21 protein-coding genes and 3 pseudogenes are annotated in these 20,134 nt (G+C 54.3%); 11 read left to right on the top strand and 13 right to left on the bottom strand.

Features of this window, described 5'->3' with window-relative positions:
* Nucleotides 1–13: 13 nt before the first annotated feature.
* The 7 genes from HFK74_RS23660 to HFK74_RS23630 form a co-directional block, all read right to left on the bottom strand.
* A complete protein-coding gene (locus HFK74_RS23660) occupies nt 14–400 on the bottom strand; it encodes a nuclear transport factor 2 family protein (protein WP_180205586.1) in 387 nt (128 codons plus the stop codon).
* Between the two features lie 59 nt (nt 401–459).
* A complete protein-coding gene (locus tag HFK74_RS23655; protein WP_180205653.1) occupies nt 460–840 on the bottom strand; it encodes a nuclear transport factor 2 family protein in 381 nt (126 codons plus the stop codon).
* A 72-nt stretch (nt 841–912) separates the two neighbouring features.
* A complete protein-coding gene (locus HFK74_RS23650) occupies nt 913–1,656 on the bottom strand; it encodes an SDR family oxidoreductase (RefSeq protein WP_180205585.1) in 744 nt (247 codons plus the stop codon).
* A gap of 79 nt (nt 1,657–1,735) precedes the next feature.
* On the bottom strand, nt 1,736–2,842 hold the full coding sequence (locus HFK74_RS23645; RefSeq protein WP_180205584.1) for an alkene reductase: 1,107 nt from the start codon (nt 2,840–2,842) through the stop codon (nt 1,736–1,738).
* A gap of 57 nt (nt 2,843–2,899) precedes the next feature.
* Complete coding sequence (locus tag HFK74_RS23640) at nt 2,900–3,481, bottom strand: TetR/AcrR family transcriptional regulator (RefSeq protein WP_180205583.1); 582 nt, start codon at nt 3,479–3,481, stop codon at nt 2,900–2,902.
* A gap of 110 nt (nt 3,482–3,591) precedes the next feature.
* A complete protein-coding gene (locus HFK74_RS23635; protein WP_180205582.1) occupies nt 3,592–4,851 on the bottom strand; it encodes a cation:dicarboxylase symporter family transporter in 1,260 nt (419 codons plus the stop codon).
* Nucleotides 4,852–4,964: 113 nt separating this feature from the next.
* Nucleotides 4,965–5,390 carry a VOC family protein gene (locus HFK74_RS23630; RefSeq protein ID WP_046054868.1) on the bottom strand — a complete coding sequence of 142 codons (426 nt, stop codon included), beginning with the start codon at nt 5,388–5,390 and terminating at the stop codon, nt 4,965–4,967.
* Nucleotides 5,391–5,579: 189 nt separating this feature from the next.
* Between HFK74_RS23630 and HFK74_RS23625 the strand changes: the two genes are divergently transcribed.
* Entirely contained in the window at nt 5,580–6,458 is an 879-nt protein-coding gene (locus HFK74_RS23625) for a LysR substrate-binding domain-containing protein (RefSeq protein ID WP_180205581.1), read from the top strand.
* 63 nt (nt 6,459–6,521) lie between these two features.
* Here HFK74_RS23625 and HFK74_RS33260 read toward each other — a convergent pair.
* Nucleotides 6,522–6,689, bottom strand: a pseudogene (locus tag HFK74_RS33260) (histone-like nucleoid-structuring protein, MvaT/MvaU family); the annotation flags it as partial.
* 1,077 nt (nt 6,690–7,766) lie between these two features.
* On the opposite strand from HFK74_RS33260, the gene HFK74_RS23620 reads away from it, so the two are divergent.
* The 3 genes from HFK74_RS23620 to HFK74_RS33250 all read left to right on the top strand — a co-directional run bounded on the left by HFK74_RS23620 (nt 7,767) and on the right by HFK74_RS33250 (nt 8,773).
* A complete protein-coding gene (locus HFK74_RS23620) occupies nt 7,767–8,015 on the top strand; it encodes a hypothetical protein (protein ID WP_180205652.1) in 249 nt (82 codons plus the stop codon).
* Nucleotides 8,016–8,357: 342 nt separating this feature from the next.
* A complete protein-coding gene (locus tag HFK74_RS33255) occupies nt 8,358–8,597 on the top strand; it encodes a response regulator (RefSeq protein WP_257230404.1) in 240 nt (79 codons plus the stop codon).
* Complete coding sequence (locus tag HFK74_RS33250) at nt 8,594–8,773, top strand: hypothetical protein (RefSeq protein WP_257230403.1); 180 nt, start codon at nt 8,594–8,596, stop codon at nt 8,771–8,773. Before HFK74_RS33255 ends, HFK74_RS33250 begins: the two co-directional genes overlap by 4 nt.
* Nucleotides 8,774–9,306: 533 nt before the next feature.
* Here HFK74_RS33250 and HFK74_RS23610 read toward each other — a convergent pair.
* The gene (locus HFK74_RS23610; protein WP_180205580.1) at nt 9,307–9,477 is read right to left on the bottom strand and encodes a hypothetical protein; all 171 of its coding nucleotides are present in this window, start codon (nt 9,475–9,477) and stop codon (nt 9,307–9,309) included.
* Between the two features lie 392 nt (nt 9,478–9,869).
* On the opposite strand from HFK74_RS23610, the gene HFK74_RS23605 reads away from it, so the two are divergent.
* The 3 genes and pseudogenes from HFK74_RS23605 to HFK74_RS23595 all read left to right on the top strand — a co-directional run bounded on the left by HFK74_RS23605 (nt 9,870) and on the right by HFK74_RS23595 (nt 13,056).
* On the top strand, nt 9,870–10,313 hold the full coding sequence (locus tag HFK74_RS23605) for a hypothetical protein (protein WP_368738175.1): 444 nt from the start codon (nt 9,870–9,872) through the stop codon (nt 10,311–10,313).
* 174 nt (nt 10,314–10,487) lie between these two features.
* Nucleotides 10,488–11,681 carry a sensor histidine kinase KdpD gene (locus HFK74_RS23600; RefSeq protein ID WP_257230402.1) on the top strand — a complete coding sequence of 398 codons (1,194 nt, stop codon included), beginning with the start codon at nt 10,488–10,490 and terminating at the stop codon, nt 11,679–11,681.
* A gap of 559 nt (nt 11,682–12,240) precedes the next feature.
* Nucleotides 12,241–13,056 (top strand): annotated as a pseudogene (locus HFK74_RS23595) (SDR family oxidoreductase).
* Between the two features lie 94 nt (nt 13,057–13,150).
* Here the strand turns inward: HFK74_RS23595 and HFK74_RS23590 are convergent.
* The 3 genes from HFK74_RS23590 to HFK74_RS23580 are packed head-to-tail and all read right to left on the bottom strand — an operon-like array spanning nt 13,151 to nt 16,232.
* On the bottom strand, nt 13,151–14,533 hold the full coding sequence (locus HFK74_RS23590) for an LLM class flavin-dependent oxidoreductase (protein WP_180205579.1): 1,383 nt from the start codon (nt 14,531–14,533) through the stop codon (nt 13,151–13,153).
* Between the two features lie 35 nt (nt 14,534–14,568).
* On the bottom strand, nt 14,569–15,414 hold the full coding sequence (locus tag HFK74_RS23585) for an amino acid ABC transporter permease (protein ID WP_180205578.1): 846 nt from the start codon (nt 15,412–15,414) through the stop codon (nt 14,569–14,571).
* Nucleotides 15,411–16,232, bottom strand: coding sequence for an ABC transporter substrate-binding protein (locus HFK74_RS23580; protein WP_180205577.1), 822 nt, complete (start codon nt 16,230–16,232; stop codon nt 15,411–15,413). The genes HFK74_RS23585 and HFK74_RS23580 overlap by 4 nt, the downstream gene beginning before the upstream one ends.
* A gap of 193 nt (nt 16,233–16,425) precedes the next feature.
* On the opposite strand from HFK74_RS23580, the pseudogene HFK74_RS33245 reads away from it, so the two are divergent.
* The 3 genes and pseudogenes from HFK74_RS33245 to HFK74_RS23570 all read left to right on the top strand — a co-directional run.
* Nucleotides 16,426–16,560: pseudogene (locus HFK74_RS33245) on the top strand (arginine deiminase family protein); the annotation flags it as partial.
* A 603-nt stretch (nt 16,561–17,163) separates the two neighbouring features.
* A complete protein-coding gene (locus HFK74_RS23575; protein ID WP_180205576.1) occupies nt 17,164–17,823 on the top strand; it encodes an NAD(P)H-dependent oxidoreductase in 660 nt (219 codons plus the stop codon).
* Nucleotides 17,820–18,110, top strand: a complete 291-nt coding sequence (locus HFK74_RS23570) for a DUF1330 domain-containing protein (protein WP_180205575.1) — start codon at nt 17,820–17,822, stop codon at nt 18,108–18,110. The genes HFK74_RS23575 and HFK74_RS23570 overlap by 4 nt, the downstream gene beginning before the upstream one ends.
* A gap of 64 nt (nt 18,111–18,174) precedes the next feature.
* Here the strand turns inward: HFK74_RS23570 and HFK74_RS23565 are convergent, their stop codons facing one another.
* Nucleotides 18,175–18,684 (bottom strand): SRPBCC domain-containing protein, encoded by a 510-nt coding sequence (locus HFK74_RS23565; RefSeq protein ID WP_180205574.1) that lies wholly within the window; start codon nt 18,682–18,684, stop codon nt 18,175–18,177.
* An 84-nt stretch (nt 18,685–18,768) separates the two neighbouring features.
* Here HFK74_RS23565 and HFK74_RS23560 point away from each other — a divergent pair, with 84 nt between their 5' ends.
* The gene (locus tag HFK74_RS23560; RefSeq protein ID WP_180205573.1) at nt 18,769–19,686 is read left to right on the top strand and encodes a LysR family transcriptional regulator; all 918 of its coding nucleotides are present in this window, start codon (nt 18,769–18,771) and stop codon (nt 19,684–19,686) included.
* Nucleotides 19,687–20,134 lie beyond the last annotated feature (448 nt).

Raw genomic sequence — 20,134 nt, 5'->3', positions numbered from 1 at the left:
GATCGGTGAACGCTCAACCTTCGAACTGGTGATAAACCTTGGCGATGACCTTCCAGGCGCCGTCGATTTTGATCAGGGTCAGGTAGTCGTTGTAGTCGGCACCGATCGCATCCTTTTCCATATCGACACGCACCACGGCTGTGGTGGGTGTGATCGCCAGTATGTCGAGCCGAGTTGTAATTTCGGAGGCGCTGCCGTTCTTCTGAACGAAATCAAACAGATTTTTGATCGGGCCGCCAAGCAGCTCACAGTTTGTGAAACCGTACATCACGGCGTCTTTGTGGAAAGCTTGCGCAACGCCTTCTGCACTGCCCACACGCAGACCTTCAACGTATTGATTGGCGGTAGCGATGACAGCGTTGTACTCGGAAGTCGGTACTGCCTTGATGTTCTTGGACATGGTTCTCTCCGTTCATTAGAGGCGAGGTACAACACACCTCGCCACAGGCGCTCGAGTGCTTAAACGCTCGGATGGGTGTGGTAAATCTTGCTGACGATCGTCCACTTGCCTTCTACCTTCAGCAGGTTGAAGAAGTCGGTGAAACGAAATCCCGAAATGTTGTCGGTATCGACGCGAGCACTGGCGGCAGTGCCCACGATGTCGATGCGAACGATCGCGGCTTTGGCTTCGGGAGATAGGCGGAAAGAGTTGTCGATGACGTCGTACAGATTCTGGATCTCGCCGCCGACGAGCTTGTCGCCGTCGACCCCAAACATGGTGGCCTGCTCGTTGAACGCGGGCTTCATCAAAGCGCTGTCAGCCTTGGCCCCACCTTCGTTGTATTGGCTAAGCACGTCGACGATCGCGTTGTATTCCTGGACGTAAGTTGGATTGCTCACGATGGACTCCTGATTGAAAAATTTCCGATTGCCCATCAGCTCTGGATGGGCGCGGGCATGGCCCACCAACGATCACCAATCCTGGCGTGTCGGCGAGATGATCAGATCGTTGACGGTGACGTTTTCCGGTTGGTTGAGCGCGTAAATCACAGCACGGGCGATATCGTCAGGTGCAATGGCAATCCGGTTCAGCTCCTGAGCAGCCTTGCGCCCTTCAGGATCGCTGACTTTGTCCGCCCAGCCGGTATTGATCACGCCGGGGCTGACGGTGTTGACGCGGATGCCATGCTGCACGCCCAACTCCTTGCGCATGGATTCGGTCATGGCCTGGACGAAAAACTTGGTTGCGCTGTAAACACCCGCCGCCGGCCCGACCTGATGACCTGCAACAGAGTCCATGTTGAGAATCTGCCCGGATTTCTGTTCAAGCATGAACGGCAATACAGCAGCAATAGCGTTGAGGTAGCCCTTGATGTTCACATCGATCATCTTTTCCCAATCTTGCACGGCCAGATCGACCCAGTTGGAAAAGAGCATCAGGCCGGCGTTGTTGACCAAGATGTCCACGGCGCCGTAGGTGTCTTGTGCGAACTTCGCCAGCGCTTTGGTTTGATCCACATTGGTAACGTCTGCGGTGAAGGCAACCACATCGCTACCTGACTCACGCAGTTCTGCAACAAACGCTTCCAGCCCACGCTGATCGTGTGCTGCCGCTACCACGCGGACACCCTGTGCGGCGAGTGCACGAGTGGTGGCGGCGCCGATGCCGGAAGATGCTCCAGTGACGATGGCGACCTTGTTCTGCAGATAATTCATACTTAAGTGCCTCTTGTGCGGCGAAATGCTTTCGCGACGGAGCCTCCTCGCGCCGAGTCGACGCAGGGGGAACCTGTAATTAGTTGGAGTTGGCCGTTGGCCAATCGGTGTAGCCCTTGGCGCCCCCGCCGTAATAACTCTCACGTGGCGCGATGGTCAGTTCGGCACCACGACGCAGACGCTCTACAAGGTCTGGATTGGCAATGAACAAACGACCAAACGCTACCGCATCAATCCGGCCTTGAGCCCGGCGTTCCAGCGCCATATCCAGGTCGTAGTTGTTGTTACCAATGAACGGCCCTTCGAACTGCGCACTCAGCGCGTCCAGATCCACCCCTTCCGGAACGGTGCGAGAAGTGGCGGTTGCGCCTTCGACGAAGTGCAGATAGGCCAGGTTGAATCTGTTCAGCTGCTGAATGAGGTAACCGTAGGTCGCCATGACGTTGCTGTCAGGGGGTGTATTGCCTGCGTCAGGTGTCACCGGCGAAAGACGGATGCCGACCCGGTCACTGCCCCAGATCGCTACCACGGCTTCGGTGACTTCAAGCGTCAGCCGCGTCCGGTTCTCGATGGAGCCGCCGTACTGGTCAGTGCGCTGGTTAGTGGAATCACGCAGGAACTGATCGAGCAGATAGCTGTTGGCAGAATGGACTTCCACACCATCAAAACCGGCTCGCTTTGCATTTTCTGCCGCATGCCTGTACTGCTCGATGATCCCCGGTATCTCTGAAGTCTCAAGCGCCCGAGGCATGGACACTTCGACCATGCCATTGTTGGTGTAGGTCGTACCTTCGGCCTTGATTGCCGAGGGCGCGACCGGTGCCTCGCCGTTTGGCTGTAACTCGACGCTGGAGAAGCGGCCTACATGCCATAGCTGACTGACGATCTTGCCGCCTGCCGCGTGTACCGCGTCAGTTACTTTTTTCCAGCCTGCCACCTGTTCTTCCGACCAAATACCCGGTGTCATGGCATAGCCGCGACCCTGGGCAGAAATGTTCGTGGCTTCGGCGATGATCAGGCCTGCGCCGGCACGTTGAGCGTAGTAAGTGGCGTGCAGTTCATTCGGAACGCCGTCCTCCGCCATCCGGCTGCGTGTCACTGGCGCCATGACAATACGGTTGGCCAGTTGCAAGGCGCCCATCTGCGTGGGCGAAAAAAGGTCGGTGTTATGACTGTTATCAATCATGTCGAATACCTCAAATATTAGACCGGTCGTCTAGTAATTTGGTTAAAAAAAACGCCCCTAGGCCAGCAGGCGTTTACTTGTGATCAGTGCGGTTTCAAACGGGGCCATGGTCTTTCCGACCTTGACCAACAGCGAGGCGCCGAGCCATAGCTGATAAAGCGATTCGGCTAATATCGCCGCGTCCTGAGTCTGCGAGATGGAACCATCAGTCATGCCCTGCTCGACGCAACGCATGATCCGCTGAATGATCAGCGCGGTGCCTTCTTCCAGCACCGTGCGCATGTCTTCTGACAAGTCGCAGACTTCAGCGCCCAGTTTCACCACCAAGCATTTCTCCTCGGGATGATCGAACGCTTGCGTCTTTGCCCAGTAGTGCAGATAGCCCAGCAACCGCTCCGCTCCTGTTCCTTCCGCAGCCATGACGATATCGACGCGCCCGATGTACTCCTTAAAATATTCTTCGAGCAGCGCCTGGCCGAATTCTTCTTTCGAGCGGAAGTAGTGATAGAACGACCCTTTGGGTACGCCTGCGGTTGTCAGCACTTCCGACAGCCCCACGGCGGTGTAACCCTTGTTGGTCATCAACGACTTGGCCACATCGATGATGTGCTGTCGCATGTCTTGGATAGGTTTCTTCATAGGGAAGGCAGCCTACACAAAACTAGACCGGTCGTCTAGAAACACCTGACTGCAACTGATGAATCGACTCAGCCGTTAGCATTTCTTGTCGGACGCTTTCTTGCGGATTGCTATGCTTTTTGCACTACCTGATTGACTCGTGAAGGCTCAAGGGCCGCCCTCTCCCACTTGGCGATTACCAAGGGTGCGATGGCATTACCCAGTACGTTCAACGTGGTGGTTCCGCTATCGATAATCCTGAAGATACCTGCGATAAGCGCTACCCCTTCTAATGGAAGACCGGCAGAGGCCAACGTCGCAGACAAGATAATGATGGCGAATCCAGGCACCCCTGCAGCACCTTTGGAGGTCAGCACCATCGTGACCACCAGCAAGATCTGCTGAGACAACGACAGGTCAATGCCATAAAGCTGAGCGACAAAAATCGCCGCAACGCCTAGGAAAATCGATGCACCATCCAGATTGAACGCATACCCAACCGGCACCACAAAACTGACGATTCGGCGCGGGACTCCATAGCTCTCCAGCTTGCTCATCAACTGCGGCATTACCGCTGCCGATGCGGCACTCGAGAACGCAAGAATCAGCTCATTCCGGAAATACTTGATCAGCTTGAAAATGTTCTCGCCGATCAGATAGCAAATACCGCCTAGTACCACCAATGCAAAGACAATCAGGGCCAGGTAGACCACGCCAATCAGCTTGAGCAAGGGTAATAGCGAGGCGAAGCCGAAGGTTGCGACGGTAGCGCCGATCATGCCGAACACGCCTATTGGCGCGTAAGCCATGACGATTGAGACGACTTTGAACATCGCATCGGAAATACCCTGAACCACCGCGACCACTGGCGCGCTTTTCTCTCTGGGTAGCGAGTTCAAGGCCATGCCGAATAGGACAGCGAAGAACAGCACCGACAGCAGCTTCGCTTCCGACATCGCCACAAAGACGTTGTCCGGGACGATGTTCTGCACAATCACGAGAGCGCCCTTCGAAGGCTCCATTGTGATGGACGCAGAGCTATGCGTAATGCCCGAAATATCAGTGCCCGTGCCAGGCTCGAAGATGTTCGCGAAACACAATCCCATCACGATGGCCAGGCCAGTTATCGCAAAGAAATACCCCAGCGACTTTATGCCCATGCGACCAAATGATTTGTTATCTCCGCCTCCTGCGATGCCCAGGATCATGCAACAAAACACGATTGGAACAACGACCATCTTCATCATCTTGATGAAGATATCGCCAAGCGGTTTCAGGATTTCCGCGCTAACCCACGATTGATACTGCGGATGGGTATTGAAATACCAACCGACGAGCACGCCAAGCAACAGCCCGGCAATGATTTGCCACACCAAGGGAATACGTTTCATGTCTAGCCTTCTTGTTGGAATGAAAAGACTGCGTTAATTGGCAGTTGCTAGAGTCATGAGCTTCCAGCTCACTTGAGATCAAATGGCACAACGCTGTTGTGCCAACACGCTTCTTATTTTGCGAAGAGCTGGCTCATATCCTTGAAGGCTTTGAATTCAAGGGCATTTCCGCACGGGTCAAACAGGAACATGGTGGCTTGCTCGCCCACCTGACCCTTGAAGCGAATGTAGGGTTCGATCACAAACTCAGTACCGAAGGACTTCAGACGCTCAGCCAACGCTTCCCATTCTTCCCACCCAAGGATGATGCCGAAGTGAGGAACCGGTACGTCGTGGCCGTCGACCGGGTTGCTGTGGACACTCTCCTGGGAAGCAGTTTTTGGGTGTTCATGAATAACCAGCTGGTGGCCATAAAAGTTGAAGTCGACCCACTGGTTGCTGGAACGACCTTCTTCCAGGCCGAACACTTCACCGTAAAAGGTGCGTGCGCCAGCGAGGTTGTAAACGGGGATTGCGAGGTGGAAAGGCGAGAGGCTCATCAGAACTCCAATGACAGTATTTTTGTTGGTGAAGGACGGAGCAGCGTATTAAGGCCAGCCGTTGGTTTTCGTCCCACCGACATCGGCGTGTGGGGTCAGGCAGTTGCCGGGGGATGGGCGCATCGTAGAGCGACAAACAAAACAAAAAAATCAATATATATTTCTTAGAAACACAATTAGTATTTATGAATGATCAAAGAACTCAAGACACTCATCGCCGTTGCACGGGAAGGTACTTTTGCCGCTGCCGGGAATAAAATCGGCCTCACCCAGGCAGCGGTGAGCGCCCAGATCCAGCGTCTGGAGGCCGAGCTCGGCTTTGAGATATTCGACAGGAAGGGACGCTCAGCTCACCTCAACAGGATGGGCCACCAGATACTCCTGCAAGCGCAAGAGCTGCTTCGGCTTTACGATAATCTGGGCTCCACCACGGCCGGACTTCCTGCGAGCGTTCTGGTGAACATCGGTGCTATCGCTTCCGTGCAACGCTCCTATCTACCGGACGCGTTAGCCAAGTTTCACCAACAATGCCCGCAGTGCCGCACCCGTGTAATCCCAGGGTTATCGATGGAGTTGGTCAATCTAGTGGATGCCGGCGAAATCGACATGGCCGTAATCATTCGCCCACCCTTTTCGCTTCAAAGCGATTTGCGCTGGACGACCTTGGCGCTTGAGCCCTACCGTCTGATCGTTCCACACGATGTGCCGGGAGAAGATTGGTCGGAACTACTTTCCAGCCAACCGTTCATTCGGTATGACCGATCATCCTTCGGGGGCAGGCAGGTGGATCGCTTCCTGCGGCGGATGCATTTCACCTTGCGTGAGGTTTGCGAACTGGATGAGTTGGAGGCGATCATCAAGCTAGTCGAAAATGACGTTGGTGTGGCGTTGGTGCCGCAGACAGCACCCCACCAGGAATGGCCAACAGGTGTACGAGCGCTCGACCTCGGGCAGCTCACCTTCCACCGTGATATTGGGCTCGTCCATCGGGCTCGGCAAAGTTTTACCGAGCCTGTGCAGATACTGGCTCAACTTATTAGTGACCAGGTAAAGACCGGCTCTGAATAAAACACGGACTGCAAAATGGGCCCCGCAGGGCCCTTTGTACTCCAACCAAAATCACTTGGTCAGCTAGGACTCAACCGTGTCAGAGCCGTATTCGCCCTTCCACTCTTTCAGCGTCCGGTGATTGCCGCCTTTGGTCTCGACGACTTCGCCAGTGTGAGGGTTATTGTAGACCTTTACCTGGCGCGGTTTGCGGCTATCGGATTTAGACTCAATGGATGGAGCACGACCAGCCGGGCCCATTGGCCCGACGGAGCGATCCCTCTATTCACGTCTTACCACAGCTCAGCTATGAGTTTGCGATGACTCGCACACAGAAGGATTTGAACAACCTACCCTCCCACCTCCCGCGAAGTCTCTGTCCTCACGCAGAGAATCATTGCGCCCTGTCATAAATTGTCTCAGCTCAGTTCTGCATAATGGTTGAAATCATGGAGTCATACCGGTACTCCTAAAGCACCAGTTTCAGCAGGGAACGCACCATGCATTCAAGATTCAGGGTCATCGAAACAACCAGAGTGGACGATGGCGTCAAGAAATTTCGGGTTGTAGATCTCGTCGAGGGAGGCTCTGCAAGCAAGCACGGTGTTTTCAAGGCCAGGGTAGAGGCAGAGGCTGTTTGCTCGCTCCTGAATGCTGAACATCCTCGTCAGACTGGTGTAAGTCGTGCGTCCCTGAGCATTTGATCCACTACCTTCGGAAAGCCAGGCGCACGCCTTTTTGAGAGTGACGAAAGCCTAGAGCGCAGTCGTGGATTCTCGTTCGTAAAGTACGTTTTAAAGGCCCGCCAAGTTCAATCGCTGGCACTCCACCTCCGCTGCTTCTCGGGCGTAATAGGTATTCGTCAGACGTAATTTCTCTTCGTTGTCATAGATGTTGAAACCTATGGGCGCATTCTTGCAGAAGCTCGCTCCGATGCGCATTGATCCCGTTTCTTTCGGAATTGCAGGGACAACAACAAATCTCGAAATCATCTTCAAACCCTCACCTAGATGCTCATCACTATTAGCGGCTATCTGCCAGCACGGCAAGTGATCTTCCTCTGTTTCCGATGACAAGTAGAGACGGCCTAAGAATGATTCGCAGCTTCGCTAAAAGCTGATGTGATGTGGAACCCCTCAACTGGAGGTCATCCAGTTCTAGAAACTATCTTGTGGGGTACGTGCCCAGCGCTCAGTACCTATCAGTGCATCATCCAAAGCGTATCTCGACGCATCAAAAAATTTGAACCGCTTTTGGACGCGCCCGCCTAATGATTAGCTTGTGAACAATTGCACAGGCAAATATGCCAATACCGGCATACCCCAAGAGGTGGTCAACGTGGCTAAAGACGAGAAGAAAAGCAAAGGTGACGCTTCGAAAGCCAGCAAGGAGTTGAAAGACAAAAAGTCATCACCGGCGAAGAAATCAGCTGCGGCATCGGCTCTTTCGAAGTCTTCGGAAAAGAAAGACAAGAAAAAAGATGTCGCACCCAAGAAATCTGCAAAAAAAGCTGACAGCAAGCCAGAAAAGGCTAAGAAATCAGAAACGGCAGAAAAATCGACGAAAAAGAAAAAGTGACATCATGCTATCTGCTAGGGCTTTAAGCCCTAGCTTACTCAGGCCGTGTTGCCCTCGAAAGCTATCAATACCTGTAATATTTAAGGCCCGGGTAGCCACGTGTTGGTTGCAATCGCTCGCCCGTCTGCGACCTGTGGTTGAAGAAAGGTTCTTCTCGCTGGACAGTCTCTCACCATCAATTGCGCCGCACCTGATGCCAGGAAATCCCTAATTTTCCCTCCGACGTTACTTCCTCTGCTTCGCAATCTAGGAGAGGTCGACCACACGTCTAGCTCATTGCCATCTGGGTCGCCTATGCTGTCTCTTCGATGAGGCAAAACCGGAGCTTGAAGGACAAGGCGCGTGAACGTGAACTGGGAAGGAATGCTGCCGATCGAAGGTACCATAATCATTATTGAGGATGATCCGACCCTTCGAGCACTGATGACGGACATCCTGTCCGAGATTGGCGCCCAGTCTCTTACTTTTGAGGCTGCAGACGACGCGCTGACGTACTTTTTGCAAAACACTTTCCACTGCCCGCTTGTGATCGTGGATCAGGCGCTACAGGGCAGATCCAAGGGATGGAGTTTATTGAGATGATCCAGAGTCGTGTCCCTTGGATCGTCTCCATTCTCACGCCCGGTTATTTGATCGATCCCAACGACTTACCCGTCCATACAATCTATCTGCACAAGCCTTGGTCACTGGATGACCTGGTGATTTCGGTCGCCGCCCTTTTGCAGCCAGGTAACCCCATCAAAAAGAAATCACTCTGAGCAGCCGGAGGTTTCTATGACTGAGAAAGACCTCATTGGCCTCCTGTTCGCGTGTGTGCGCTTTGGATTGCGGTAGTTAGCGGAGTAATTGTTCTGGTCAGCTAGAACAGCACTACGGCTCTACAACACTTGGTGGTGTTATTGGTCTCCTAATTTGCCCACCTTCGCCGACACGCTGCATTCACACCGAGCAAGTCATCGGAACGAACGACGTCTACGCCTGCTGTTAATGATCTCCGTGTTGTGCGTTGCCGCCGCGCTCGCGAGCCTTGTGTTGTTCGTTTAGCGGTCTTCGCGAGCTAGCGCTTTGGCCGGTGGTTGCCTGTGGCCGTCACGGCGTCAAACCAGCACTGCAGACTCTGGTATTTCAGAGTAAGTACGACTGGTTTCGTATTCGAGAAAAAGACCCCACACCTGGCGCCAGGGTGGGGCTGATTGAACGAATGACCCGCTATCCAGTAATGCCGGCCTTAGCCTTTCGCCCAGGCGTACACGTGTTGATTGATTTCACCGAGGCCACCGTCGCGGGCGACCTACTCTTCACCGGCGCGCCGGCGTTGCGTTTTTAATTCACCGACGCTGATACCATAAAAAGCCGCAACGGCCGGGGCCAGATGTTCTGGGGCATCGCCTCCGTCGCGCAGGGCCACAAACATCAGATGATGTGCGGGCCAATTGGCATATAGGTTATTCGCTTCGGTCATGGTCATAGCTCCTTGTGGGAGACATCTCATTGTAGGCCTTACCAGCCCCTGGATCGGAGCATGGATAGATCGAATTGTTTACAAATGAGCCGGACAACGCGGAGGAGTTTTTCTGCTTAAGGGTATAGTTTTTCCACCACGGCCTAAGTGACGACCACGGAGGCGGACTCGAGCGTGATCATGACCGCCAAGGTCATCCTGATCATTGTCAAAGCGCCAATACGTTGACGGCGACCCCGCGTGACCCACACTGCTCCACTCTACTGGTGAGCTTCAGAGTGGCTGCATCGAAAGCACATTGGCTTTTATTAATCTTGAGAGTCTTTCCCATCCTGGGCTAACCTTCCAATCTTGGATCCCATCTCTTCCTTGCCTTTTGAGGATTTCTAAACGTGAAGGGCAAAATGATTGGTACTGCTATAGCCATGACGTTCGGGGCTGCAGTGATATACGGATTTAGTTCTTCGGGAGCCAGTAAGGATCGGCTAGAGGATGGCATGTGCAAGGTAGCGAAGGAGCATCTGAAGGCCGTCGAAATCCAGGCACGCGCCATGGCAACCGGTCTATCTGTCGAAGGCTACGCCGAAGCGGAAGCGACCGAGGTTGGCAAGCTCATCAACGCGCTGGATACCGCTAAAACCAAGGAAGAGGCGGAAGCCGTAATTATGGAGCACTCCGTAAATGTCGAGGCAAAGGTCGCCGCAACAGATGCGGAAGTAAAATCGCGAGGCGATCAGCCCTTCCTGGTACAACAGCTCAAGGAGCAGCGGATCACAACTGATGTCAAGCTGGAGATACAACGCGCCGAGAAGGCGGTCAGAACCGCGTGTGAGTGAAGTTAGCCGTAAGTAGCTTGATCCTGTCATACAGCCATGGGCTATGGATTCAATCGGTCGATGCAAATTACGGAAATCTGAGAGAACAGGAGGATCGTAGCCCGTTAACTGGTTAATGGTCAGCTTGCAGGATTAGGAATACTCTCTGAACGCTCTCAATAGAATCGACGATCCATGACCAGCTCAGACTTCTCTCAAGATGTTAATGCCATCCACAGTATCGAAGCTGTGCCGGTCATATTGAGCATGGTCAAGCACCTCACCGGAATGCGATTCGCCGCTGTCGCGAGAGTCACCGAAAGAAACTGGGTGGCCTGCGCCGTTGATGACTCGATTGACTTCGGCTTGAAACCCGGCGACGAGCTGGTGCTTGAGTCAACCATCTGCCATGAAATCCGCCAACACAGAAAGCCGGTCATCTTCGGCCACGCCAGTGAGCACCCGATTTTTCCTTGCACCACACGCCCAAAACCTATGGATTGGAGAGCTACATCTCCATCCCCATCATCAAGGCCAATGGCGATTTTTTCGGGACATTGTGTGCCATCGACTCGGTGCCTGCGCATGTGGATGAGCCGGCCATTGCCAATGGCGCTCACCCTCTTCGCCCAATTGATTGCGATGAGCCTTGATACCCAAAACAATCTTGAGATCACTAAGGCGGCACTGGTGACCGCCCATGAACACGCGAGGCTCCGCGAGCAGTTCGTCGCCGTCCTGGGACATGACCTGCGCACCCCACTGAGTGCTATCCGCATGAGCGCCGACCTGCTGGAAACCAAAACCACGGATAAAAGGTCGCTCAAGCTGATTTCGGCGATTCGTAGCAGCTCGACGCGCATGGGCATGCTGATCGAAAATGTATTGGATTTTGCCCGGGGTCGAATGGGCGGCGGGATTCCCATTAAACGCCAGCTTGTCGATGATCTTGGCAACACCTTGCGCTTGACCCTGGATGAGGTGCAAAGCTCAAACCCCGAAGCCACCTTTGTTCACTCGCTGAACATACCTGCCGGTGTCTATTGCGACTCACTGCGTATCAGCCAACTGCTCTCCAATCTGCTGGGAAACGCGGTTACCCACGGCTCGCCCGCGACGCCTATCACCGTGCAGGCCTATGCCGAAGAAAACGAAATCGTCATATCGGTGAAGAACCAGGGCACACCGATCCCGCCACAATTGATGCCCTTGCTATTTGAACCTTTCACTCGATCAGAAGCGGGACAACGTGGTGAAGGTTTGGGCCTGGGACTGTACATCGCCTCCCAGATTACCACCGCGCACAACGGTACCTTGAACGTGGTGTCCACAATCGAATCGGGGACGTGTTTCGTCGCGAGATTCCCTGCCCAATTCAAATGGGCCTGAATGAGAACCGTCAGTGCGAACGCTACAGGAGTAGCAACGCCTCATGGAGCTCTATGGAAGGTGTAATGCCTTCTTTGCGACGACTATCCAGCCAATCCCTGGTTTTGCTGACATCGAAGATCTGGCCCTGATCCATCAGGTTCAACAGTAACTCATCGGATACCCGATAGCGCCCGCAATCCGGACAATCCCTTTCCTCCCACGGGCCATGGCACAGAATGCGCTCCGCCACGCCGACACAGATAAGACAATTCATCACTGTCACCCATTCTTTGTTTCAATCGCCGCTCGTGAGCGGTTGAGGCGCCGCGCATGAGAATCATCGAGTGCTGATGAGGCTTGAAATGTGTCGACCTGAATGATCGAACAAAGGTTCGCGGCGGTGACGCTTTCAGGACGAACAGGTCGTATCTACTAACTGTGGCCCTTCGTTTGCGGAGGGCCTCGATTGAATCCGTACGCGACAGGCACCAATCGGCCAGAAGTGGACAACTGGGTAATGACCCAGCAACCTGTGCCTTAGCTTAGGGTGAAGTCTTGTCCTTCTAGGAAAATAACGATGACAGATCTAATTGTAGTAATTGGTGCAGGTTCGATTGGGCAAGCCATAGCTCGGCGTGTCAGCTCGGGCAAGCATGTGTTGCTCGCAGATCTGCGGCAAGAAACTGCCGACGCAGCAGGCAAGGTTTTGAGCGATGCAGGGTTTGAGGTCACCTCGACTGTTGTCGATATCTCGTCCAGAGACTCAGTCCAAGCACTCGTAGCCAAGGCAACAAGCATGGGGGACATAACCGGCGTCATCCACGCGGCAGGCGTATCTCCCTCCCAAGCTGCACCTACCACCATTCTTCTAGTCGATCTGTATGGCACTGCTCTCGTGCTGGAGCAGTTCGGAAATGTGATTGCAAAAGGCGGTTCGGCAATCGTCATTGCCTCGCAGTCAGGTCATCGATTACCGGCACTGCCAGATGAGCAGAACAAGGCCTTGGCGTTAACCCCAGTTGAAGAACTCCTTGCTCTACCAATGCTTCAGTAAGTGACAGATCCGCTGAATACCTACCAGATTTCCAAACGTGGCAATTCGCTGCGCGTGGCCGCCGAAGCCGTCCGCTGGGGGAAACGCGGCGCCCGTGTCAACGCGATCAGTCCGGGCATCATTTTCACACCCTTGGCAAGGGATGAACTCAATGGCCCACGCGGCGATGGGTATCGACGCATGATCGAGTCCTGTGCCACCAAGCGCGGAGGTACGCCCGATGAAGTGGGTGCTGTAGCTGCCCTGCTCATGGGGCCTGAAGGGACGTTCATCACGGGCAGTGACTTTCTCATGGACGGCGGTGTAACGGCCCAATACTGGTATGGCGACGATAAGTAATGCGTGTGTGATCCCGTCAGAAGGGGGGTAATTCCAGCTGGACGTACCCGCACAAGATCAAATAGGCCGTATGGGGCGAAACGCCCCATCCCCTCTAAAGTGCCTGATCGAATCGGAACGAGGCCCCATAGGCCGACGCTGGCAAGAGACTTGAACCATCGGCCCGTAACCGCGAACGGAAGGTACCGCTTTGCGGTTGAGTACGGTACAGCCCACGTTTTTGCAGTTCGGGGATGACCAGTTCGACGAAGTCCTCAAGGCTTCCAGGGCTGATCAGCGGATTAATCATGTAGCCACTGGTGCCGGAGATTCGTGCATGCTCCTCAATGCGTTCCGCAACCTGTTGAGGGGTGCCCACTAGAATCAAATCGCTGCCTCGGGTGACGTTGGCAAACCGTTGTTTGACGTCGCCAGCGGTTAATGGTTTGCCACTGCCATCGGGACGCATGACGTAAGAGGTCATGCCTTCAGTGTGGGTAGATAGCGCATCACTGTCGGCGTAGCGGCTGATATCGATCCCGGTGTCACCCGCGTAACTGACCAGTTGTGCCTGCAAGTGATAGTTGCTTTGCAGTTCGTCATATTTGCGCTGAGCTTCGATCTCGGTCTTGGCCGTTACAATACGCAGTACCGTGAGGGATTTCACATCATCACGCTGGCGGCCGCGTGCCTGGGCCTTGGCCCAGATTTCTTCCAGCCCCTGACGAATTTCCTGGGGGTTGGACTTGGCAATAAAGATCAGTTCGGCGTGCTTGGCTGCAAACTCACGTCCGCGCCCCGACCATCCGGCCTGAATCAACAAAGGCGTGCGCTGTGGTGATGGAGAGGTCAGGTGCGGCCCGGCCACCCGGTAATGCTCACCGACGTGGTTGATCGGCCGCACACGATCACCCCGAGCGTAGACTTGGCGCGCCCTGTCCGCGACCACGGCGTTGTCGGCCCAACTGCCTTCCCAGAGTTTGTAGACCACATCGAGAAATTCTTCGGCGCGTTCATAGCGGTCATCGTGCTTCATCATCTGCTCCAGACCGAAGTTGCGGGCGGCACTGGAGAGGTAAGACGTGACGATGTTCCAGCCGACCCGTCCATTGGTAAGATGATCCAGAGTGCTGAAGCGCCGAGCATGGGTAAAAGGATGTTCGTAGCTGGTGGTGACGGTGACGCCAAAGGCCAGGTTTTCCGTCACGGCAGCCAAAGCCGGGATGATCATCAAGGGATCGTTCGCCGGTGCTTCTACTGCCCATTTCATGGCCGCATCGGCATTGCCGCCAAATACATCGTAGAAACCCAGCACATCACCAAAAAACAGCATGTCGAGGTGAGCCTGATCGGCAATACGCGCCAGGTTCGACCAGTAGCTCAAGGAATTGATGGTCAGTCGCTCATCAGCAGGGTGCGTCCACAGGCTTGGCGCACCACCGCAACCGACACTGGCCTGCTCATAGAGTGCAAACAAAAGAGGTTTTGGATCGGACATCGTGATTCCTGTAATAAGTCATTGAGCGGGACGAGTCACCGCTGATTCTTGAAACCTTTGCCGTAATGGCGTTCGAGTCGGTGCTGGATCAACTCAAGTCCGATGGACAGCAGCCAATAGATGACGGCTGCGGTGGTGAGCATTTCGATGTAGCGATAAGAAGACCGCCCATAGGACTGCGCCAGGAACATGACCTCCCACACGCCCATCACCGAAATCAGCGATGAATCCTTGAGCATTGAAATGAACTGACTGGTTGTCGGCGGAATGATCGTGCGCATCGCTTGCGGCAAGATAACGTGCACAAACGTCGCCGTCGGCCTGAGACCCAACGCCATCGCCGCCTCCCGTTGCCCTGGTGCTACAGCCTGGATGCCGGCACGAAAGATCTCGCTGAGATAGGCCCCATAATTGAGCGAGAGCGCAATGATGCCGGCGCTGATGGCACCGGGAACAACGCCCAACTGCGGTAAACCCAGGTAGATCAGCAGAATTTGAATCAGCAGCGGCGTACCGCGAAAAAAAGAGGCGTAAAAGCTCGCAATCCCGAAGGCCACGGCACTGCGGGACAGGCGCGCCAGTGCCGTCACGAAACCCAGGAGCAGTGACAGCCAGATCGAGCAGAAGCACAGAAACAGCGTCAGTGCAGCACCCTGCAGGAAACCGTTTGGCCCCAGATGCAGGCCGATCAGATTCGGCCATTTTTCCAGAATGATCGAAAGCTTCAGATCGAAACTCATGAAAAATATGACGCACAAGCCGAACAGGGCCGCCCACATCAAATACACACGAGTGCGAAAGCCAAAGAGCTGGCTCAAGCGACGCGACTCGGCTTCGGGTGCGACAGTGGTTTTAGCCGGATGGGGATTGAGGGCTGTCATTGGCTGATATCGGCACCGATCCACTTCTGCGAAATTTTGCTCAGGGTACCGTCAGCCTTGAGTTGGGTGATGACCTCGGTGACTTTGGCATTCCATTGCGGATCACCCTTCTCGATCGCCACGACGTTCGGTTCGGCGTAGAGCGTATCGCCGGCAATCTTGAAGCGAGGATCCTGGGCAATACGCTCGCGCGCTGTGATGAGGTTGGTGACCATGGCATCCAGACGCACGCCGGTACCCAGCGCCAGATCCTGGAAGGCCACTGTCTCATTGTCATAGGGAGCGACCTGTACATTATCGAATGGATAACTCAAAGGTTTGTCCTCAGCGCCTTCGATCACCAGGTCTTTGTTCAAATAGGCTTCGTAAGTCGACGCGCTGATCACACCCACTTTTTTGCCGGACAAGTCTTTGCCCGCAGTGATGTCTTTATCCTTGGCATTCACCACGATCACTGCGGGTGACTGGTAATACTCGACCGGAAAATCGAACACTTCGGCACGGGCTTTACTCGGGGTCATCGAGCAGACGCAGATGTCATAACGTCCACTCCAGCGGCCAGCAGCAATCACATCCCAGGACGGGGTCTCCAGTTTGAGTTTGACGCCAAGGCGCTGAGCAACCGCCTTGGCGACATCCACGTCAAACCCATCCAGCTGGTTCTGCTCATTGAGAAAAGAAAACGGCGGATAACTTTCCATCAAGACGCCGGTTAACTCCCCCTTTTTCGTCACGCGATCTAAGATGGGCCCTGCAAAAGCCGCAGAGCAACTGGCGGCTAACGCCAAACCTAAGGACAGCAATGCCGTAGTTTTCAAGTACGAAGCTCCAATCAGTTGAAATATCTGATTAGATTAAAACGCAATAAAATTTGCAGATATACTTTCTTTATGGAATAAGACACTAGCTTCAGGCTATATCGAAATTTTGGGCTCAAGCACTAGCTTCACTACTTTTCTCAACGGGACGGGGCTGGAACATGCTGCAAAGCAGTAAACAAGCCGGGCGTGTACGCTTTTGCGATAAGCCGGTGGAGAAGTCATCACATTCAGTGCCGGCGAGCTCGTTCGTGGACGTTGCGGCGGCCATCGCATGACTTGCCCCATCATTCGCGATCCGATCGATTATTCATCTGCCCGGCTTTGAGCCCGTAAGCATGGCAGCCTTACCGCACATCTTTACCGAAGAACTTCGAATACCTGCGAAATCGCATTTCACTTGACCACCCCTTTGCGTTCGACCTGACCAGTCGTTTGCTTTCGTTCTGACCTCGATTACATAGGATTTGACCAGCACGCTTTCTAAGCATGATCGGCAGAGAACGGCCAGTTGCAGCCTTTCGCAAAGGTCTTAATGGGCCGACTTGTGGCTTAGCGGAATTCATCTAGACTCGTAAGCAGCTGATGGATCAGCGACGTTTGTTGTGATCCTGAGCCCGCCCATGCGGGCTTTTTCATTTCAGCAAACGGCAGCCAGACGAATTAGTTTTTTAGATCTGTTTTGCCTGTCGCTATCGTCACCGGTGGGTCTGTTGCGACCAGTGAACCGCGCACATTGTCGGCGTGAAGCTCCCGATAGCACGACTACGTGCGGGGAGGAGGCTGTAGATCGGGGAGATAATTACATCTGGGATTCATTGCCCAGAGATCTACGTAACTCCGTAAAAAGCGTTTTAGTCGAAAATCGCGTTACTTTAGGAAAACCTACCTTCCAAGTGTACCTGCGGCTCTCGCCCTATCGCGTATCCGCATGATGGAGCAGAATCACGCCCAGACCACAGTAACGGTGTGCACTGAGGTGGTGCTTGAACAGGCCAAAGTCGCCTGGGCAGACCTTGTGATTTTCCAGTTCCCGATGTGGTGGTTTTCCATGCCCGCCCTGCTTAAGGGTTGGGTAGATCGCGTGCTGAGTCGAGGTTTCGCTTACTCCTCCGGACGAAAATACGAAACCGGACACCTCAAGGGAAAACGCGCCATGTTGAGCCTGACCACGGGTACCGCGAGCACCCTGTACTCACCCAACGGCATTGATGGCGACCTGCACCACATCCTCTGGCCCATCCATAACGGGATTCTGGCGTACACAGGCTTCACAGTGCTGACCCCTTTTGCCGCATGGATGCCCACCCAGGTCACCCGGCAGCAACGCGAGCAATACCTGCAGGAGTATGCTGACCGATTGTCTCTGCTCGACGACTTGCCGCCGCTGTTCTTCCACCCACGCCAGGACTACGACGAACATCAGCAGCTCAAGCCAGGCGTTCTCGCTCGCTCTGGCGTACAGTGGAACCCGCGTTCTTTGCAGACCTTCGAAGTATCGGCTTCAACCTTCGCTGGACAGGTTTCCCGGCTTGAAGTGCCCACGTTCGCCACCAACAAACGCAAACCAGCAAATGGAGAATCATCTTGAAAGGTTACTGGATCATTTTCGGCTCTGACGTGATCGATTCGGATGCACAGCAGGAATATGGCCGGCTGTGGGCGCCTATCGGAGAGAAATACGGTGCCAAGATAAAAGTTTTTGAGTCCGGCGCGCTGGTCGAGGTGCAATCCACCAAGCGCGTGCTGGCTGTCGAATTCCCCAGCTACGAGCAAGCGAAAGCCTGTTACAACGATGCTGCCTATGGGGAGGCGAAGTTATTTGCCTTACGCGCTTCCAGCCGCGAAATGATCATCATTGAAGGCGACCTCGCCTAGCACTCCGTACTCTCGCTGCGCGCTCACGCTGAACAACCAAGGCAGATGCTTATAGGCGTCCGCGCTAGTTGCTTGCTTTGCGCGCAGCGCTGACCAACCCATCCAGCCAATCCTGGTGACCGTTGATCATTGGATTTGGCTTGGCCTTGGCTAGCTCCTCAGCGGGCTTACCCTTCTGGGTTTCTTGAGTGAGGATGCGCACACGCCCGTTCGGCAAGTCTTCAATCAGCCAGGCATGGTGAACGTCGAGTCGAGTATCAGCCTCACCTGCCCAACCGTGCCATGCAATACGACCTGGCTGTCCACTGGCCGGAGGTACGAACTCAGTGCACTGCGCCTCAACAGGAAAACCGAAGGTCTCAAAGTAAAAACGCACACCGTCTTCCAGTTCGGGCCCCTTGCCGTCATAAAAGCGTACATTCGCCGAGTTGGCATAGTACGTCGGCCATTGAGGCGCGGTGCTCAGCAATGGCCAGATATCAGCAGCGCTCAGGCCAGCAACAATAGTTTCGTTGGATACAAAGTTTTCAGTAAAACCGGGGACGTAGCCTTCTGGCCAAAAGATCTCGTTCATCTGTAGGACTCGGTGTTATGGACTGACGCAATAGTCGGTGCTAACTTGAAATAACACCAATCGTCATATTTTATTCAGATCATCATGAATCCTGATATCAGGCACCTCGACTTCAATCTTCTTAAAGCCCTCGATGCACTGCTCGACGAACGCAGCGTGACCCGCGCAGCCGAGCGATTGGCTCTCACCCAACCGGCAGTCAGCGGAATGCTCACCCGTTTGCGCGATAGCTTCGATGACCCGTTATTTGTGCGAGCACAACGAGGCATCGTGCCGACTCTGAGAGCGCAGCAATTGGCAATGCCCGTTAAACAACTGCTCAGTGATATTGAGCACATTTTGCAGCCCCAAGCCTTTGAACCTGCAACTGCCAGCATGACGCTCACAATCGCTTCTACCGACTACGCCTTACGTGCCGTCGTAGTGCCTTTCCTGAGTGCGTTGAGAGTGCAGGCACCAAACATTCGGGTTGCTGTACAGCCCGTCGACAATCAGCATCTGCTCAGTCAGCTGGATCGGGGGGATGTCGACTGGGCGCTAGTGACGCCTGAAAGCACTGCGGCGGGCCTTCACACGTCGAAGTTGTTCGATGAACGTTATGTTTGTGTGATGCGTGCAGATCATCCCGACGCTGTCGGTGAGGCCTTGTCGTTGGATCGCTTTTGCGCCCTTGATCACGTGCTCGTTTCGTCGTCTGGTGGGGCCTTCCAAGGAGTAACTGACCAAGCACTCGCTCGAATTGGCAGGTCGCGGCGAGTCATCGTCTCGGTGACCAGCTTTCTTGTACTTCCCGAGATTCTGGCGGCGAGCGATCTGATCGCTGTCGTCCCACGTCGCTTGGCGTCGCACTCTAACGGCCTCGTAACGCTCGAGCCACCTGTCGACATTCCAGGCTTCAGCAAGAATTTGACTTGGCATGAGCGGACACACCACGACCCAGGTCAGAAGTGGTTACGATCGCTGCTAATCGAAACTGCAGGAAGGTCAACTGATAGCGACTAACACTGTCCGTTGGGCGTAGACGTGTGCCCTTCCCTGCTCGAAGGCTTGCCACATTTTAATGCCAGGAAATGGCATGCAGGCTTATATGACAATCGACCTAAATCACTTAAGCAAACAGTAGAGTCGTTGGGCCTGGTTTGGCTAGGTACCTGTCACCGTGGGATAGACGATCCGAGAAATGTGGCTTCCATGGTGAAAGAAATGCTTAGCTAATTGATGAGCCGGGCCCATTGGCCCGAAGAATCGACCTCCCCCTTGACGTCACTTCATACCGCAGCCTAGCGATGGGCATGCGCTGACTCGAGCTCAGAATGATTTGAACACAACCTCTCCTCTCACCGCCCTCGAGGTCTGCCAGGTACTGACGGACGTCGCGCTTGGCAAACGCATCATGATGCGAAGCTCCATCCTGGAATGAGATCTACCACGGCCTCATGCCCATTGAGAT

This window comes from Pseudomonas sp. SbOxS1 (assembly GCF_013416725.1).
In the GTDB taxonomy this organism is placed as follows: domain Bacteria; phylum Pseudomonadota; class Gammaproteobacteria; order Pseudomonadales; family Pseudomonadaceae; genus Aquipseudomonas.
Note: the sequence above shows the minus strand (reverse complement) of the source record. Positions and strands in the feature narration are given on the sequence as shown.

Excerpts from the sequence above, each read along its gene's own strand:
- HFK74_RS23660 (WP_180205586.1), bottom strand. The coding sequence starts at position 400 with ATGTCCAAGAACATCAAGGCAGTACCGACTTCCGAGTACAACGCTGTC.
- HFK74_RS23650 (WP_180205585.1), bottom strand. The coding sequence starts at position 1,656 with ATGAATTATCTGCAGAACAAGGTCGCCATCGTCACTGGAGCATCTTCC.
- HFK74_RS23645 (WP_180205584.1), bottom strand. The coding sequence starts at position 2,842 with ATGATTGATAACAGTCATAACACCGACCTTTTTTCGCCCACGCAGATG.
- HFK74_RS23640 (WP_180205583.1), bottom strand. The coding sequence starts at position 3,481 with ATGAAGAAACCTATCCAAGACATGCGACAGCACATCATCGATGTGGCC.
- HFK74_RS23635 (WP_180205582.1), bottom strand. The coding sequence starts at position 4,851 with ATGAAACGTATTCCCTTGGTGTGGCAAATCATTGCCGGGCTGTTGCTT.
- HFK74_RS23630 (WP_046054868.1), bottom strand. The coding sequence starts at position 5,390 with ATGAGCCTCTCGCCTTTCCACCTCGCAATCCCCGTTTACAACCTCGCT.
- HFK74_RS23625 (WP_180205581.1), top strand. The coding sequence starts at position 5,580 with ATGATCAAAGAACTCAAGACACTCATCGCCGTTGCACGGGAAGGTACT.
- HFK74_RS33250 (WP_257230403.1), top strand. The coding sequence starts at position 8,594 with ATGATCCAGAGTCGTGTCCCTTGGATCGTCTCCATTCTCACGCCCGGT.
- HFK74_RS23610 (WP_180205580.1), bottom strand. The coding sequence starts at position 9,477 with ATGACCGAAGCGAATAACCTATATGCCAATTGGCCCGCACATCATCTG.
- HFK74_RS23600 (WP_257230402.1), top strand. The coding sequence starts at position 10,488 with ATGACCAGCTCAGACTTCTCTCAAGATGTTAATGCCATCCACAGTATC.
- HFK74_RS23590 (WP_180205579.1), bottom strand. The coding sequence starts at position 14,533 with ATGTCCGATCCAAAACCTCTTTTGTTTGCACTCTATGAGCAGGCCAGT.
- HFK74_RS23585 (WP_180205578.1), bottom strand. The coding sequence starts at position 15,414 with ATGACAGCCCTCAATCCCCATCCGGCTAAAACCACTGTCGCACCCGAA.
- HFK74_RS23575 (WP_180205576.1), top strand. The coding sequence starts at position 17,164 with ATGATGGAGCAGAATCACGCCCAGACCACAGTAACGGTGTGCACTGAG.
- HFK74_RS23565 (WP_180205574.1), bottom strand. The coding sequence starts at position 18,684 with ATGAACGAGATCTTTTGGCCAGAAGGCTACGTCCCCGGTTTTACTGAA.
- HFK74_RS23560 (WP_180205573.1), top strand. The coding sequence starts at position 18,769 with ATGAATCCTGATATCAGGCACCTCGACTTCAATCTTCTTAAAGCCCTC.